The sequence below is a fragment of the Pseudomonas sp. Tun-23181 genome (assembly GCF_057415455.1).
This window is the reverse complement of record NZ_CM171630.1, coordinates 3,569,667-3,584,877: the sequence shown is the minus strand read 5'-3', so window position 1 is coordinate 3,584,877 and position 15,211 is coordinate 3,569,667. Positions and strand designations below refer to the sequence as shown.

Sequence of the window (15,211 nt, the reverse complement as noted above, 5' to 3'; positions counted from 1 at the left end):
CCATGTGTGGAATCGTCGGTGCCGTAGCCGAGCGCAATGTCACAGCCATCCTCATCGAGGGCCTCAAGCGTCTGGAATACCGTGGGTACGACAGCGCCGGCCTGGCCGTTCTCACCCCGCAGGGCCAACTGGAGCGGCGTCGCCGCATCGGCAAGGTCAGCGAACTGGAGGCCGCCCTGGCCGCCGAGCCCCTGGCCGGCCAGCTGGGCATCGCCCATACCCGCTGGGCCACCCATGGCGCGCCGAGCGAGAACAATGCCCACCCGCACTTCTCCGGCCACGAGGTGGCGGTGGTGCACAACGGCATCATCGAGAACCACGAGGCCCTGCGCGAGGAGCTCAAGGGCCAGGGCTACGTCTTCGCCTCGGAAACCGATACCGAGGTCATCGTCCACCTGATCCACCACACCCTCAAGAGCGTCGCGGACCTGGCCGATGCACTCAAGGCCGCGGTCAAGCGCCTGCACGGCGCCTATGGCCTGGCGCTGATCAGCACGCAGCAGCCGGACCGCCTGGTCGCCGCGCGCAGTGGCAGCCCGCTGGTGATCGGCCTGGGTCACGGCGAGAACTTCCTCGCGTCCGACCAGTTGGCCCTGCGCCAGGTCACCGACCGTTTCATGTACCTGGAAGAAGGCGACATCGCCGAGATCCGTCGTGACCAGGTGAGCGTCTGGGACCAGGCTGGCCACAAGGTCCAGCGCGAAATCGTGCAGTACCACGAAGGCGCCGAGGCGGCGGACAAGGGCGCCTATCGCCACTTCATGCTCAAGGAGATCCATGAGCAGCCGACCGTGGTCCAGCGCACCCTGGAAGGCCGCCTGGGCAAGGACCATGTCATGGTCCAGGCCTTCGGCCCGCAGGCTGCCGAACTGTTCGCCAAGGTCCGCAATGTACAGATCGTCGCCTGCGGCACCAGCTACCACGCTGGCATGGTCGCCCGTTACTGGCTGGAAGGCTTGGCCGGCATCCCGTGCCAGGTGGAAGTGGCCAGCGAGTTCCGTTACCGCAAGGTGGTGGTGCAACCGGACACCCTGTTCGTCTCCATCTCCCAGTCGGGCGAGACCGCCGACACCCTGGCTGCCCTGCGTAATGCCAAGGAGCTGGGGTTTCTCGGCAGTCTGGCGATCTGCAACGTCGGCATCAGCTCGCTGGTGCGCGAGTCCGACCTGACCCTGCTGACCCTGGCAGGCCCCGAGATCGGCGTGGCCTCGACCAAGGCCTTCACCACCCAGCTGGTGTCGCTGATGCTGCTGACCCTGGCCCTGGGCCAGGTGCGTGGCAGCCTGGCCGCCGGCGTCGAGGCCGAGTTGGTGGAAGAGCTGCGTCGCCTACCGGCACGCCTGGGCGAGGCACTGGCGATGGACGGTATCGTCGAGAAGACCGCCGAGCTGTTCGCCGACAAGCACCACACTCTGTTCCTCGGCCGTGGTGCGCAGTACCCGGTGGCGATGGAGGGCGCGCTCAAGCTCAAGGAGATCTCCTACATCCACGCCGAGGCCTACCCGGCCGGTGAGCTCAAGCATGGCCCGCTGGCGCTGGTGGACAGCGACATGCCGGTGGTCACCGTGGCGCCGAACAACGAACTGCTGGAAAAGCTCAAGTCCAACCTGCAGGAAGTGCGCGCCCGGGGTGGTGAGCTGGTGGTGTTCGCCGACGAGCAGTCGGGCATGAGCAACGGCGAAGGTACCCATGTGATCAAGGTGCCACACATCGTCGATGCCCTGGCACCGATCCTCTATACCATTCCGCTGCAGCTGTTGTCGTACTATGTGGCGGTGCTCAAGGGCACTGACGTTGACCAGCCGCGTAACCTGGCCAAGTCGGTGACGGTGGAGTAACGGGGTAGGGAAGGCGTGGTGGTGGTTTTAGAGAGTTAAAACTGCCGCTGAGCCATAAAAACTGTCGCAGCAGGAGGTGAGCCCACCTGGCCTCCCTCCTGTAGCGCTCGTCTCTTAGTTCCAACGATCTTTCGCCGTCATTCTTGAGCGACCTGTATCGGTACTCAGGCCCTAACCGCTCACGCCAGTCTGCCTGCCAGCGAATCGAACAGTGCCTCGTACAGTCGATCCACCTCCGGTAGATCCCTCGCCCGCAGGCAGCCATGGACCAGCCCTGGGCCTGGGAAATAGTCTACCGCCACGCCATCGCGGCGTAGCCGTTCGGCATAGTGCAAGCCGTCGTCGCGTAGAGGGTCGAACTCGGCGACGCTGATCATGGCTGGCGCCAGCCCGATGAAGTGGCGGGCGCGCAGTGGCAAGGCCAGGTGGCTCTGGATGGGCTCGGGCAGGTAGGCGTCCAGGCAAGCCCGCATATCCTCGATAGACAGCAGCGGGGCATCTGCACACTCGCGACGCGAAGCTGTGTCCTCATCACCCAGGGCCGGGTAGATCAGTGCCTGGATGCGTGGCTGCTCTTCATCGGCATCACGCAGCGCCAGGCACAGGGCGGCGGCAAGGTTGCCGCCGGCGCTGTCGCCGACGACCACCATCCGTGTGCGGTCGATGGGTTCGTCAAGTAGGCCGTCACGCAGGGCGCGCCAGGCCGCGAGGCTGTCGTCCAAGGCGGCGGGGAAGGGATGCTCCGGCGCGAGTCGGTAGTCCACCGCTACTACCAGCAGCCCCAGCCGTACGGCCAGTTCGGCGCAGAAGAACATGTGCGAGTCGAGATCGCCGAGCGTCCAGCCTCCGCCGTGGAGAAACAGCGCCGCAGGCCAGCCGCTGGGCGGTGCCGGGCGTGCCGGGTGAAACAGTCGCAACGGTGCCAGCCCGGCCCGCTTCAGGTCGCGTGTCTGCAAACCTGCCGGGCGAGGCGGGGTGAAGGCTGCAGCCATGCGCGAATAGGCGGCACGTTGTGCGGTGATCGAGGAATCGGCCACACCGAAGGCGAGCGTGCGCTCGACGAAGGCCGCCATACCGGTCGATAGCGGGTAGCAGGCCATTACTGACCGGCGACCAGCGCCGCATCGGCTGGCTTGCCGTCGAAGGTGGTCACCCCAGCGAGCCAGGCCGAAACCTGTTCGGGATGGGCCTTGAGCCAGGCTCGGGCGGCGTCCAGCGGCGCGGTGCGGTCCAGGATGGGCTCCATCACCTGGCTGACGCCCTCGCTGGTGAAGCGCAGGTTGTGCAGCAGTTTGGCAACGTTGCCGCACTGCTGTTGGTAGCCTGCGGCGGTCATGATCGAGACCGTGGCGGAGCCTTCGTTCGGGCCGAATGCATCGTCGCTGCCGGAGAGGTATTTCATGTCGATCTGAAGGTTCATCGGGTGTGGTTTCCAGCCGGCGAACACCACCCACTTCTGTTGATTGACAGCGCGCTTCACCGCCGTGAGCATGCCGGCCTCGCTGGACTCGACGCCCTGGAAGCCTTTCAGGCCGAACTTATCGTCGGCGATCATCTGCGCAGTGATGCGGTTCATGCCGCTGCCCGGCTCGATCAAGTAGATCCGGTTGTTCAGCTTGTCGCGGAATTTGGCGATATCGGCGAAGGTCTTCAGGCCCGCGTCATAGACATAGGCGGGCACGGCATAGGTAGACTGTGCGTCACCCAGGGTGGCGGGGCTGATGACGTCGATCTGCTGCTTGTCCAGATAGGGCTTGGCCACCGACTGCATGGTGGGCTGCCAGTAGCCGAGGAAGAGGTCGAGGCGTTTCTCGGCCATGCCAGCGAGGATGATCTGCTGCGAGGCGCTGGTCTGCTTTACCTTGTAGCCCAGGCTGTCGAGCAGGGCTTCGGCCACTGCGCTGCTGGCCACTACATCGGTCCAGTTCACCGACCCCATGCGCACATTCTGGCAGGCGGCCGGCTCGGCGGCCCAGGCTCCGCTGGCGACGCTCAACAGTGCGGCGCAGGTGGCCGCTGTGATCGATAGCTTCATGACCTCTCCTTATCGTTGTTATGTCATGGGGCCCCGCGCGGCGGTGGCTGCTGCTCACGTTACGGACAGCCTGAAACGAAAAACCGCACAGCGGCGACCAGCAATTGCACGGTGGCGACCTTGGCTGTGCGGTAGTGTGAAGGACGGCGGGTGTGAGCCCGCCTCCCACTCGATTTCAGATCTGCATCGCCATGCCGTCCACATTCATCGCGGCCTGGCGCAGCGCCTCGGAACGGGTCGGGTGCGGGTGGCAGGTGAGGGCGATGTCTTCGGCCGAGGCCGAGAACTCCATGGCCACGCAGAACTCGCCGATCATCTCGCTCACGCTCGGGCCGACCAAGTGTACGCCCAGCACTTCGTCGGTGTTGGCGTCGGCAATGACCTTGGCGAAGCCTTCGGTCTCGTGGTTGATCTTGGCCCGGCTGTTGGCGGTGAAGGGGAACTTGCCGACCTTGTAGGCACGGCCTTCGGCCTTGAGCTGTTCTTCGGTCTTGCCCACGCTGGCCAGCTCCGGGCGGGTATAGATGACGCCGGGAATCAGGTTGTAGTTGACCTCGTGCGCCTTGCCGGCGATGCGCTCGATGCACGACACTGCCTCGTCCTCGGCCTTGTGCGCCAGCATCGGGCCTGAGGTGACGTCGCCGATCACCCAGATGCCGGGCACCGAGGTGCGGTGGTGGTCGTTGGCCAGCATGCCGCGTTTGTCGGTCGCAAGGCCGACGCTTTCCAGGTTCAAGCCCTGGGTATAGGGCCGGCGGCCGATGGCGACCAGCACATAGTCGGCTTGCAGGGTTTCGGCGGTACCGCCGGCGGCCGGCTCCAGGGTCAGGCTGACGCCATCGGCCGAGGCCGTGGCCTGGGTTACCTTGCTGCCGAGCTTGAAGGCCATGCCTTGCTTGGCCAAGGCCTTTTGCAGGGTCTTGGCGGTTTCTTCGTCGGTGCCGGGGCAGATGCGATCGAGGTACTCGATGACCGTCACCTCGCTGCCCAGGCGACGCCACACCGAACCCAGCTCCAGGCCGATCACGCCGGCACCGATGACCACCAAGTGCTTGGGAACCTGCGGCAGGGCCAGGGCACCGGTGGAGTCGATGATGCGCTGGTTGTCGATGGTCACGCCCGGCAGCGGAGTGGGCTCGGAGCCGGTGGCGATGACGATGTCCTTGGCTTGCAGGGTGGTTTCGCTGCCATCCTCGGCCTTGACGATGACCTTGCCGACGCCGTCGAGGCGGCCCCAGCCCTTGACCCAGTCGACCTTGTTCTTGCGGAACAGGTATTCGATACCCTTGGTCAGGCCGCTCACGCTCTCGTCTTTCTGCTTCATCATCTGGACCAGGTTCAGCGTCGGCGTGACCTCGATGCCCAGGTGGGCGAGCTCGCCGCCACTGGCCGCTTCGTAGAGCTCCGAGGCGTGCAGCAGGGCTTTGGAGGGCATGCACCCGACGTTCAGGCAGGTGCCACCGAGGGTCGACCGGCCTTCGACGCATGCAACGCTCAGGCCCAGTTGGCCGGCACGGATGGCGGCGTTGTAGCCGCCCGGGCCGCCGCCGATGATCACCACATCATAGGATTTCATGGGATTACTCCAGGAGTGAGGAAGCGAAGGAGCACAAGATTAGTCCGGGCGCCAAAAATTGTATACAATCCGTGACTTGGTTAGGCCAGATAGTTCTAGACTATGGTCTCGATTAACGGAAACTTCGTATGAATGAACTACCCTGTTCCGGTGGCGTCCCAAAATTGATGGCGACGCTCGGAAAATGAAAGGGAGGGTCATTCATGCTTGCGCAACTTCCACCTGCGTTGCAGAGCCTGCACTTGCCTTTGCGCCTGAAGCTGTGGGACGGCAACCAGTTCGACCTGGGGCCTAGCCCGCAGGTCACCATCCTGGTCAAGGAACCTCAGCTGATCAGCCAGCTGACCCATCCGAGCATGGACGAACTGGGCACCGCCTTCGTCGAAGGCAAGCTGGAGCTGGAAGGCGATATCGGCGAAGCCATCCGGGTCTGCGACGAGCTCAGCGAAGCTTTGCTCAGCGACGAAGACCAGGCTCCACCGGTCCGCACCGCCCACGACAAGGACACGGACGCCGAGGCCATCTCCTATCACTATGACGTGTCCAATGCCTTCTACCAGCTCTGGCTCGACCAGGACATGGCCTATTCCTGTGCCTATTTCCGCGAGCCGGACAATACCCTCGACGAGGCCCAGCAGAACAAGTTCGACCACCTGTGCCGCAAGTTGCGCCTGCAGGCCGGTGATTACCTGCTCGATGTCGGCTGTGGCTGGGGCGGGCTGGCGCGCTTCGCCGCCCGTGAGTACGGTGCCAAGGTGTTCGGCATCACCCTGAGCAAGGAGCAGCTCAAGCTGGGACGCCAGCGGGTCAAGGAGGAGGGGCTGGCCAACCAGGTCGACCTGCAGATCCTCGACTACCGCGACCTGCCCCAGGACGGCCGCTTCGACAAGGTGGTCAGTGTCGGCATGTTCGAACACGTCGGCCACGCCAACCTGGAGCTGTACTGCCAGAAGCTGTTCGGCGCCGTACGCGAAGGTGGCCTGGTGATGAACCATGGCATCACCGCCAAGCATGTGGATGGCCGGCCGGTAGGGCGGGGCGCGGGCGACTTCATCGACCGCTATGTCTTCCCCCATGGCGAGCTGCCGCACCTGTCGATGATCAGCGCGCGGATCTGCGAGGCCGGGCTCGAGGTGGTGGATGTGGAGAGCTTGCGCCTGCACTACGCCAAGACCCTCAACCACTGGAGCGAGAACCTGGAGAACCAGTTGCACAAGGCCGCGGCCCTGGTGCCGGAAAAGACCTTGCGTATCTGGCGCCTGTACCTGGCCGGTTGTGCCTATGCGTTCTCCAAGGGATGGATCAACCTGCACCAGATCCTGGCAGTTAAGCCCTACGCGGATGGGCACCACGACCTGCCCTGGACCCGTGAGGACCTCTACCGCTGATCCGCTTCACAGGATCGGCGAGATCAGCCGCGCGATACGCATCCCGAGCTGTTGCAGGCGATGCGTGCCGCGGCTGTCTTCGCTGCTGATTTCCGTGGCGTCGGCAAAATCCTTGAGCAGCATCGCTTCTACTTGGTCGGCGAAGTCCCGGTCCACCGTCAGCAAGGTAATCTCGAAATTCAACCGGAACGAGCGGTTGTCCAGGTTGGCGCTGCCGATCGCACTGACCTCGTCGTCCACCAGCACTACCTTCTGATGCAGGAATCCGGGTTGGTAGCGGAACATGCGCACCCCGGCACGTACCGCTTCGAAGGCGAACAGGCTCGAGGCGGCATAGACGATGTGATGGTCTGGGCGTGACGGGATGAGGATGCGCACGTCGACGCCGCGTAGCACGGCGAGGCGCAGAGCGGCGAATATCGCTTCGTCGGGAATGAAGTACGGGCTGGTGATCCAGATCCGTCGGGTCGCCGAGTGGATGGCCTCCAGGAAGAACAGCGCACAGGTTTCCTGGGAGTCGGCCGGGCCGCTGGCGAGCACCTGGCAAAGTACGCCGTTGTCGGGGTAGGTGTCTGGCAGGATCAGGGGCGGCAGCTCGCGGGTGGCCCAGTACCAGTCTTCGGCGAACGACTCCTGCAGGCAGGCCAGAACCGGACCGCTGACCTGCACATGGGTATCGCGCCAAGGCGACAGGCGCGGATGGCCGCCCAGGTATTCGTCCCCCACGTTGTGCCCGCCGAGGAACCCCAGCACGCCATCGACCACGACGATCTTGCGGTGATTGCGGAAGTTGACCTGGAAGCGATTGAACCAGCCGCGTCGGGTCGCGAAGGCATGGACCTGCACGCCACCGTCGCGCAGCACCTGGCAGTAGCTGGACGGCAAGGCGTGGCTGCCGACCCGGTCATAGAGCACGAAGACCTGCACCCCTTCGGCAGCTTTGCGCAGCAGTAGCTGCTGCAGTTCCGTGCCGATGGCGTCGTCATGGATGATGAAGAACTGCACCAGCACCGCATGGCGTGCTTCGCCGATGGCGGCGAAGATGGCGTCGAAAGTAGCCTGGCCGTCGATCAGCAGCTTCACTTGGTTGTTCGCCAGGCAGGGCATGCGCCCCAGTTTCGGTAGGGCGCGCAGGGCTGCATAGCTTTCCGACTCGCGAGCCGCCAGCGCTTCCTCTACCCAGGGTCGCCAATTGAGGTTGGCCATGGCCACGTGCATTTCCTGGTTGGCCTGGCGCCTGGCCTGGATATAGGCATAGAAGGAGCGGGCACCGAAAATCAGGTAGGGGATGAGGGTGAAGTAGGGAATGAAGAATAGCGACATCGCCCAGGCGATTGCACCCTGGGCGGTACGCACGGTGAACACCGCATGGAGCGCGGCGATGATACCGAGTAGGTGGATCAGGCCGAGCAAGTAACCGAAGAAGTAGGGGCTGTGATAATCCATACGCATCCTGCTTGCGGAGAGCACTGCAGATAACAGAGCACGTTCCCGGCCTAGCTTGCAACCCGGAAGCGGAAATGACGTCTAAGGCACAATCGGCCAGTTGCCGGTATTTCGAGGAGCATTCATCCATGAAGATTCGTCTGCCATTGTTGGCGCTGGCATTTGGCCTGAGCAGTCCGCTGGTCCATGCGCAGATGCTGCAACCCGGCCTGTGGGAGTTGACCACCAGCAACATGCAGGTCGATGGCAAACCCCTGCCCGACATGGAGTTCATGCTCGGGCAGTTGAAGAACTTGCCGCCGGAGCAGCGAGCGATGATGGAAGGCGTCCTGGCCAAGCAGGGCGTCACCTTGGCGGGGAAAGGTGTACGTTCCTGCCTGACCCCGGAGCAGGTCAAGACCGACGACATCCCGCTGCAGGATCCGCAGTCCGGGTGTACCCAGCGGATTACCGAGCGCACGGGCAATGTCTGGAAATTCGAGTTCAGTTGCCCCAAGGCGCAGGGGAGCGGCCAGGCTACTTTTCTCAGCGACCGTGAGTTCCTTACCCAGGTCAGCGGTACGTTCAATGCCTCGGGTGTTCAGCAGCAGGGCAGCATGAATACCCGGGCCGTTTGGCTGAGCGATGACTGCGGCTCGGTGAAGCCGCGTAGCGACGGGTGATCCACAGCCTTTTGGGAGCCGGCTCAAGCGACATTGGGGGCTGCAAGGCAGCCTCCAATGGCAACTGAGCTCGATCCTCACCACTGCCAGCGGCTAATCGCGACAGCATCATGGGCATGCAAGCTCTCCGCATGTTCCACGCGCAATTCGAACCCGCTGACCCAAGCGAGCTGTCGTAATGCCAAGTGCAGGCGTCTTGCCGCATCCTCGCAAAACATCAGGTTCTGCCCATTGGCCAGGGCAAAGGCCTGCTCATCGGCGCGTTTTACCGCCGTCTGCACGGCGGTGCCCAACGCAGCTTCCGCCCTGTCGATCAGTTGGGTGACCGGAAGCTCCTCCAGATTGCTCTGCAAACGCACCCTGACATATGCCTGGCTGCGCTGACTGTGAGGTGTGGCGACGATTCCCTGGCTGCTGCCCAGCCACTCCAGGATCGCTTGCCGATCCGTTTCGCGGTTGGCGAAATCCGCCACGAACTGCTGCTGTATCAATTGCCTGGCCAGTGCAGCCGAGCAAGGGCATGTGGATGAATAAGGAATCACAACGGATAGTTCCACGTGGAACATCGCATTTTCGATCCTGGCATCCACGGTTACCGGATAGCTTTTCCAACCCGCCAATGGGCTCACCAGGGCAGGTCGTTTCAGCATGTGGTCGAATGCCAGCCGCAGATAGGCGGCAGAGGCAAGCCCTTCATGGCTGGCGAGAAAGCGGGCCAACAACCGCCGCACGGCCAGGGGGTTGAGTTCCGACTGCTCGAGGGATTCCAGGGCCAGATAAAGCCGAGACATGTGTATCCCTCGTGACACGCCGTCATCGAGGTTGACCCCGGCATCGGCCCGGGCGTTCAGGGTTCGTCCTTCGAACTGCAGCGGCAGTGCGATGCCCTGCATGCCTACCCAGTCCAAAGGCGATGTTCGTTGGCTGGTCTGGATGGCGATGTCGGGGAGCGTCAGGCTGGTCATTTGCGGATTCCAAGAAAGGTTGGCATTCAGCGGCAGCCGCCGATCAGGCTGCAGTGCAGGTTGAAGCGCTGCCCGCTGGAACTGGAGACGCGGTTCAGGGTGGTCCAGCCGATACGCCGGCTATAGCCCACCCACGCCTCGCCGTCGCTGGCCAGGCCGGTGAAGAACGTCAGTGAGCCGTAACGGCTGTTGGCTTGTGCCCACAGCCGACGGCTCACACTGTCGTAGCCGCGCAGGTAGAAGGTGCTGCCCTCGGTACGCACGCTGTAATAGCTGCCTTGGCCATCCTGGCAAGCCAGAAGCGTTGCGCTGCGTGTACACAGGGGGAGATCTGTGCGTGGCATGGCAAGTACTGACGAAGGCGCGATGAGCAACAGCAGCACAACGGCACGGGGCAGTTTCATTTTCATCTCCGGGTACCGTTCGACGAGCACGGCTTGGCGAAAGTGTATTGTTATAATATAACAGTAGGCAATGCATCGTTTCGAATGCGCTCGTCTGATGAGGGTTCCGCCAATGACCAAACGTCTCCCTGTTACCGTGCTGTCCGGCTTCCTGGGGGCCGGCAAGAGCACCTTGCTCAACCATGTCCTGCGTAATCGCGAGGACCTGCGTGTTGCCGTGATCGTCAACGACATGAGTGAAATCAACATCGATGCCAGCGAGGTACAGCGCAATGTCAGCCTCAACCGTGCAGAAGAGAAGCTGGTGGAGATGAGCAACGGCTGTATCTGCTGCACCCTGCGCGAGGACCTGCTCGAGGAAGTGGCGCGCTTGGCGCAGGAGGGCCGTTTCGACTACCTGCTGATCGAGTCCACTGGCATCTCCGAGCCGTTGCCGGTGGCCGAGACGTTCACCTTCCGTGACGAACAGGGCCGTAGCCTGTCCGACATGGCACGCCTGGACACCATGGTCACGGTAGTCGATGGCCTGAATTTCCTGCGTGACTACCAGGCGGCGGATAGCCTGGCCAGCCGTGGCGAAACCTTGGGCGAGGGGGATGAGCGATCGATCAGCGACCTGCTGATCGAGCAGGTGGAGTTCGCCGATGTGCTGCTGGTCAGCAAGATCGACCTGATCGGCCAGCATGAGCGCGAAGAGCTCACGGCCATCTTGCGCAGCCTCAATGGCCGGGCGCAGATCGTGCCCATGGTCATGGGCCAGGTGCCGCTTGAGCGCATTCTCGATACCGGCCTGTTCGATTTCGACCAGGCCGCCCAGGCGCCCGGCTGGTTACAGGAATTGCGCGGCGAACACGTCCCGGAAACCGAGGAATACGGGATCGCCGCGAGCACCTGGCAGGCCCGTCGGCCACTGCATCCACAACGCTTCTTCGACTTTATCCACAAGCCCTGGAGCAATGGCAGGCTGTTGCGTTCGAAGGGGTTCTTCTGGTTGGCCAGCAAGTTCCAGGAGGCCGGAAGCTGGTCCCAGGCCGGGGGCATGATGCGCCATGGGTTGGCCGGGCGCTGGTGGCGTTTCGTGCCACGGGAGCATTGGCCGCAGGACGAGGAGAACACCGCGGCAATTCTCAAGCACTGGAGCGTAGAGGTCGGGGATTGCCGCCAGGAACTGGTATTCATCGGGCAGAACATCGATTTCGCCAGGTTATCCACAGAGCTGGATGCCTGTTTGTTGACCGATGAGGAAATGGCGTTGGGGCCGATGGCCTGGTTGCGCCTGCCCGACCCGTTCGGCCCCTGGCATGAGGAGGCTGCCGCGTGATGCTGGCAAGCAGGGCTGTGGATATCCGTCAGGTCTTCGGCGAATCGCCCCAGGTGCTGGCGGAGATTCTCCAGGATGGGGTCAACCTGGCGGTTTGGCAGCGCCGGCTGGCGGCGCAGGTGGAGGACTTCGCTGCACTGTTGCTCAGCCTGGGCCAACCCATGGCGGACGAGCGGGTGATCGATGTGGACGAGCGGGAAATGCCCGTGCTGCCTGGCCTGTTGAGCGGCGCAGCCGACCTGCATGGCTACGAAGGCTTTGTCGCAGACGTGGCGTGGTTGGTATCGGCCTACACCTGCCTGCTTGGCGCCCGGCGCGTCGGCTTGCGCCTGCGGGTGCTGGAAGGGACGATGTGCCCGCGCTTTCATGTGGATCACGTGCCGTTGCGCTTGCTCACCACCTATGCCGGCAAGGGCAGCGAATGGCTGGAGGAAGGCCGCATCGATCGCACCGCATTACCGCACGCCCCACCGCCTGTGGATAACATCCAGTGCCTGCAGGTGGGGGCAGTCGCCTTGCTCAAGGGCGAGAAGTGGCTGGGCAATGAAGGTGCCGGCCTGATACACCGCTCGCCGCTGACCGGAGCGGGGGAGCTGCGCCTGTTGCTCAGCCTTGACTGGTTGGCTTGAGGGCGCATAGTGGGTGGTTTATGGGGCCTGCGGCGGCCCTGGGGACGCCATTGAACCATCACATGTTGCAAAACATCCCTACCCACGTGATCGCTGGCCCATTGGGTGCCGGCAAGACCAGCCTGATCCGTCAGCTGCTGGCCCAGCGCCCCGCGGGAGAACGCTGGGCGGTGCTGGTCAACGAATTCGGCCAGATCGGCCTCGACGCGGCCTTGCTCTGCCGCGATGAGGAGGGCATCGCCATCGGCGAGGTGGCTGGCGGTTGCCTGTGCTGCGTAAACGGCATGCCGTTCCAGGTGGGGCTGGGCCGGCTGCTGCGCAAGGCACGACCCCACCGCCTGTTCATCGAGCCCTCTGGCCTCGGCCATCCACTGCAACTGCTCGAACAGCTTGGCCAAGCGCCATGGACAGGCGTGCTGGCCGTGCAGCCGCTGTTGATGGTCCTGGATGCCCAGGCCCTGGCACGTGGCCAGGCGCTGCCGGACACGCAGCGTGAGGCGCTGGCGGCAGCGGCCTTGCTGGTTTTCAACAAGGCTGGCCTTGTGGATGAACCGTCACGCCTGTTGATAACTGCACAACTGCCGGCCTTATCGGCATTGTGGACAGAGCATGGCGCATTTTCCCTGGCGCAGCTTCCGGTTTTGCCCACAGAAGAGGCTCGATGCTCGCTTGTGGATAAGCTTGCTGTGGACAACGCTTTCGTGTCGTCTGCCGCCTTGTGGACAGATCCGCGCCAACCGATCTGCCAGGCACAACAGGGCGAGGGCGGGTGGAGCATCGGCTGGCGCTGGCACCCCAGCCAGCGCTTCGATGCACTACGCATGCAGGCTTTTCTCGAGGCATGGCCATGGCGCCGGGCCAAGGGTGTTATCCACAGCGGTGAAGGCTGGCGCTCGTTCAATGCCTTGGACGCAGGCCCACAGGCCTGGCAACCGAGCGAGTGGCGCAAGGATTCCCGTATCGAACTGATCTTCGACCAGGCCCAACCGCGGGAAGCCCTGCAGGCGGCGCTGGCCGACTGTCGCCTGGAGGGTTGATCAGTTGCGCCAGCGATTGTGCTCCTGGCGCCATTGCTGCATCTCGATGACGTTGTCGGCCTTTGGCGGGGTCTTGATCTCGAACGGGTAGGGCGCCAGTTCGATCAGCATGGTGTGGGCACCGAACTGGGTCACCGTCCCAGGGTGGCGTTGTTCGCCAGTGACGGTGAATTCGAAACCGTAGATCCGCGCCAGGCGCTTGCGGCCGTTGGCATCACGCACGAAGGCGATGCGCTTGAGCGCGACGTTGTCGTCGAGCAGTTCCAGGTCGAGGTTGGCGCAATGCTGCTTGACCCGCTCCAGCGCCTTTTCGCGTAGCCCATGGTTGTGCCACAGCCAGGCGCCGGCCGTTGCCACCAACATCAGGACGAAAAGGTTCTCCAGGGTCAACATTTGCATAGGCTCCAGACAGGTCAGTCCAGCTTAACCGCGTTCCTGGCCTGTCGTACAGGTGGCAATCGGGTTCATACTGCGCCTCGCATCCCAAGAACTGCTTCGGAAAAATACCCCATGAAACGCACGCCGCATCTACTCGCTATCCAGTCCCATGTGGTCTTCGGCCACGCCGGAAACAGCGCGGCGGTGTTCCCCATGCAGCGGGTCGGGGTCAACGTCTGGCCGCTCAACACCGTACAGTTCTCCAACCATACTCAGTATGGCCAGTGGGCAGGCGAAGTGCTCGCGCCCGCGCAGATTCCGGCATTGGTGGAAGGTATTGCCGGCATTGGCGAGCTAGGGCACTGCGATGCGGTGCTCTCCGGGTACCTGGGCAGCGCCGAACAGGGCCGGGCGATCCTGGCTGGTGTCGAGCGGATCAAGGCGGTGAATCCCAAGGCGCTGTACCTGTGCGATCCGGTCATGGGGCATGCGGAGAAAGGCTGCATCGTGCCGGTGGAGGTGAGCGAGTTCCTGCTCGAGCAGGCCGCTGCGGTAGCCGACATCCTCTGCCCCAATCAGCTGGAGCTGGACAGTTTCTGCGGGCGCCGGGCCGAGTCGCTGGAGGACTGCGTGGCCATGGCGCGCAGCCTGCTCGAGCGCGGGCCGCAGGTGGTGCTGGTCAAGCACCTGGCCTACCCGGGGCGCGCTGCGGACAGTTTCGAGATGTTACTGGTGACCCGGGACGAAAGCTGGCACCTGAGCCGCCCCTTGCTGGCTTTCCCGCGTCAGCCGGTGGGCGTGGGCGACCTGACCTCGGGCCTGTTCCTGGCCCGCGTGCTGCTGGGCGACAGCTGGGTACGCGCCTTCGAGTTCACCGCAGCGGCAGTGCATGAGGTGCTGCTCGAAACCCAGGCCTGCGCCAGCTACGAACTGCAACTGGTGCGGGCCCAGGATCGCATCGTGCATCCGCGGGTGCGCTTCGAGGCCCAGCCGGTCTAGATCGAGTCGGTCTTGAGGTTCTGGTAGCGCTGCTCCAGCTCCTGGCGGATCTGTCGACGCTGCTGGCCCTGCAGGAAGCGGCGTTTCTCTTCCTGGGTCTGGGGCTGGCGCGGCGGTACCGGCACCGGGCGACGGTTGTCATCGACCGCGACCATGGTGAAGAAGCAGCTGTTGGAGTGGCGCACGGAGCGTTCGCGGATGTTTTCGGTCACTACCTTGATGCCCACCTCCATGGAGGTGTTGCCGGTATAGTTGACCGATGCGAGGAAGGTCACCAGCTCGCCGACGTGCACCGGTTCGCGGAAGATCACCTGGTCCACCGAGAGGGTCACCACATAGCTCCCGGCATAACGGCTGGCGCAGGCGTAGGCGACTTCGTCGAGGTACTTGAGCAGGGTGCCGCCATGTACGTTGCCGGAAAAGTTGGCCATGTCCGGGGTCATCAGGACAGTCATCGTCAACTGGGCGTTTCCAGGTTCCATAGTGAGCTCACGGTAAGGTTGCGCTGAAACGGGGCCGTTATCTGCAGACAC

At 63.6% G+C, this 15,211-nt stretch carries 15 protein-coding genes; 7 read left to right on the top strand and 8 right to left on the bottom strand.

Annotated features, from left to right (window positions below; genetic code table 11):
- Positions 1-2 precede the first annotated feature (2 nt).
- Positions 3-1,838 (top strand): glutamine--fructose-6-phosphate transaminase (isomerizing), encoded by a 1,836-nt coding sequence (glmS, locus tag ACDI39_RS17015; protein WP_225786830.1) that lies wholly within the window; start codon positions 3-5, stop codon positions 1,836-1,838.
- A gap of 179 nt (positions 1,839-2,017) precedes the next feature.
- On the opposite strand, the gene ACDI39_RS17010 is transcribed toward glmS, so the two are convergent.
- The 3 genes from ACDI39_RS17010 to lpdA all read right to left on the bottom strand — a co-directional run bounded on the left by ACDI39_RS17010 (position 2,018) and on the right by lpdA (position 5,449).
- Positions 2,018-2,938, bottom strand: a complete 921-nt coding sequence (locus ACDI39_RS17010) for an alpha/beta hydrolase (RefSeq protein WP_253102653.1) — start codon at positions 2,936-2,938, stop codon at positions 2,018-2,020.
- On the bottom strand, positions 2,938-3,873 hold the full coding sequence (choX, locus tag ACDI39_RS17005; RefSeq protein ID WP_253102651.1) for a choline ABC transporter substrate-binding protein: 936 nt from the start codon (positions 3,871-3,873) through the stop codon (positions 2,938-2,940). Before choX ends, ACDI39_RS17010 begins: the two co-directional genes overlap by 1 nt.
- Positions 3,874-4,048: 175 nt before the next feature.
- Positions 4,049-5,449 carry a dihydrolipoyl dehydrogenase gene (lpdA, locus tag ACDI39_RS17000; RefSeq protein WP_225786827.1) on the bottom strand — a complete coding sequence of 467 codons (1,401 nt, stop codon included), beginning with the start codon at positions 5,447-5,449 and terminating at the stop codon, positions 4,049-4,051.
- A 203-nt stretch (positions 5,450-5,652) separates the two neighbouring features.
- On the opposite strand from lpdA, the gene cfaB reads away from it, so the two are divergent.
- On the top strand, positions 5,653-6,837 hold the full coding sequence (cfaB, locus tag ACDI39_RS16995; protein WP_225786826.1) for a C17 cyclopropane fatty acid synthase CfaB: 1,185 nt from the start codon (positions 5,653-5,655) through the stop codon (positions 6,835-6,837).
- A gap of 6 nt (positions 6,838-6,843) precedes the next feature.
- On the opposite strand, the gene cls is transcribed toward cfaB, so the two are convergent.
- Positions 6,844-8,283 (bottom strand): cardiolipin synthase, encoded by a 1,440-nt coding sequence (cls, locus tag ACDI39_RS16990; RefSeq protein ID WP_225786825.1) that lies wholly within the window; start codon positions 8,281-8,283, stop codon positions 6,844-6,846.
- 128 nt (positions 8,284-8,411) lie between these two features.
- On the opposite strand from cls, the gene ACDI39_RS16985 reads away from it, so the two are divergent.
- Complete coding sequence (locus ACDI39_RS16985) at positions 8,412-8,945, top strand: DUF3617 domain-containing protein (RefSeq protein WP_225786824.1); 534 nt, start codon at positions 8,412-8,414, stop codon at positions 8,943-8,945.
- Between the two features lie 77 nt (positions 8,946-9,022).
- On the opposite strand, the gene folE2 is transcribed toward ACDI39_RS16985, so the two are convergent.
- Positions 9,023-9,910 (bottom strand): GTP cyclohydrolase FolE2, encoded by an 888-nt coding sequence (gene folE2, locus ACDI39_RS16980; RefSeq protein WP_225786823.1) that lies wholly within the window; start codon positions 9,908-9,910, stop codon positions 9,023-9,025.
- 26 nt (positions 9,911-9,936) lie between these two features.
- Complete coding sequence (locus ACDI39_RS16975) at positions 9,937-10,314, bottom strand: glutamine synthetase (RefSeq protein ID WP_253080396.1); 378 nt, start codon at positions 10,312-10,314, stop codon at positions 9,937-9,939.
- A 112-nt stretch (positions 10,315-10,426) separates the two neighbouring features.
- On the opposite strand from ACDI39_RS16975, the gene zigA reads away from it, so the two are divergent.
- From zigA to ACDI39_RS16960, 3 genes are all read left to right on the top strand, one after another.
- Complete coding sequence (gene zigA / locus ACDI39_RS16970; RefSeq protein WP_225786821.1) at positions 10,427-11,635, top strand: zinc metallochaperone GTPase ZigA; 1,209 nt, start codon at positions 10,427-10,429, stop codon at positions 11,633-11,635.
- Positions 11,632-12,264, top strand: coding sequence for a DUF1826 domain-containing protein (locus tag ACDI39_RS16965; protein ID WP_225786820.1), 633 nt, complete (start codon positions 11,632-11,634; stop codon positions 12,262-12,264). The genes zigA and ACDI39_RS16965 overlap by 4 nt, the downstream gene beginning before the upstream one ends.
- A gap of 62 nt (positions 12,265-12,326) precedes the next feature.
- On the top strand, positions 12,327-13,301 hold the full coding sequence (locus tag ACDI39_RS16960; protein ID WP_225786819.1) for a CobW family GTP-binding protein: 975 nt from the start codon (positions 12,327-12,329) through the stop codon (positions 13,299-13,301).
- Here the strand turns inward: ACDI39_RS16960 and ACDI39_RS16955 are convergent, their stop codons facing one another.
- On the bottom strand, positions 13,302-13,694 hold the full coding sequence (locus ACDI39_RS16955) for a DUF3301 domain-containing protein (RefSeq protein ID WP_225786868.1): 393 nt from the start codon (positions 13,692-13,694) through the stop codon (positions 13,302-13,304).
- A 117-nt stretch (positions 13,695-13,811) separates the two neighbouring features.
- Here ACDI39_RS16955 and pdxY point away from each other — a divergent pair, with 117 nt between their 5' ends.
- Positions 13,812-14,678: a pyridoxal kinase PdxY gene (pdxY, locus tag ACDI39_RS16950; protein WP_253080395.1), complete on the top strand. Its 867-nt coding sequence runs from the start codon at positions 13,812-13,814 to the stop codon at positions 14,676-14,678.
- On the opposite strand, the gene ACDI39_RS16945 is transcribed toward pdxY, so the two are convergent.
- A complete protein-coding gene (locus ACDI39_RS16945) occupies positions 14,675-15,160 on the bottom strand; it encodes an acyl-CoA thioesterase (protein WP_253080394.1) in 486 nt (161 codons plus the stop codon). The genes pdxY and ACDI39_RS16945 overlap by 4 nt on opposite strands.
- Between the last annotated feature and the right edge of the window lie 51 nt (positions 15,161-15,211).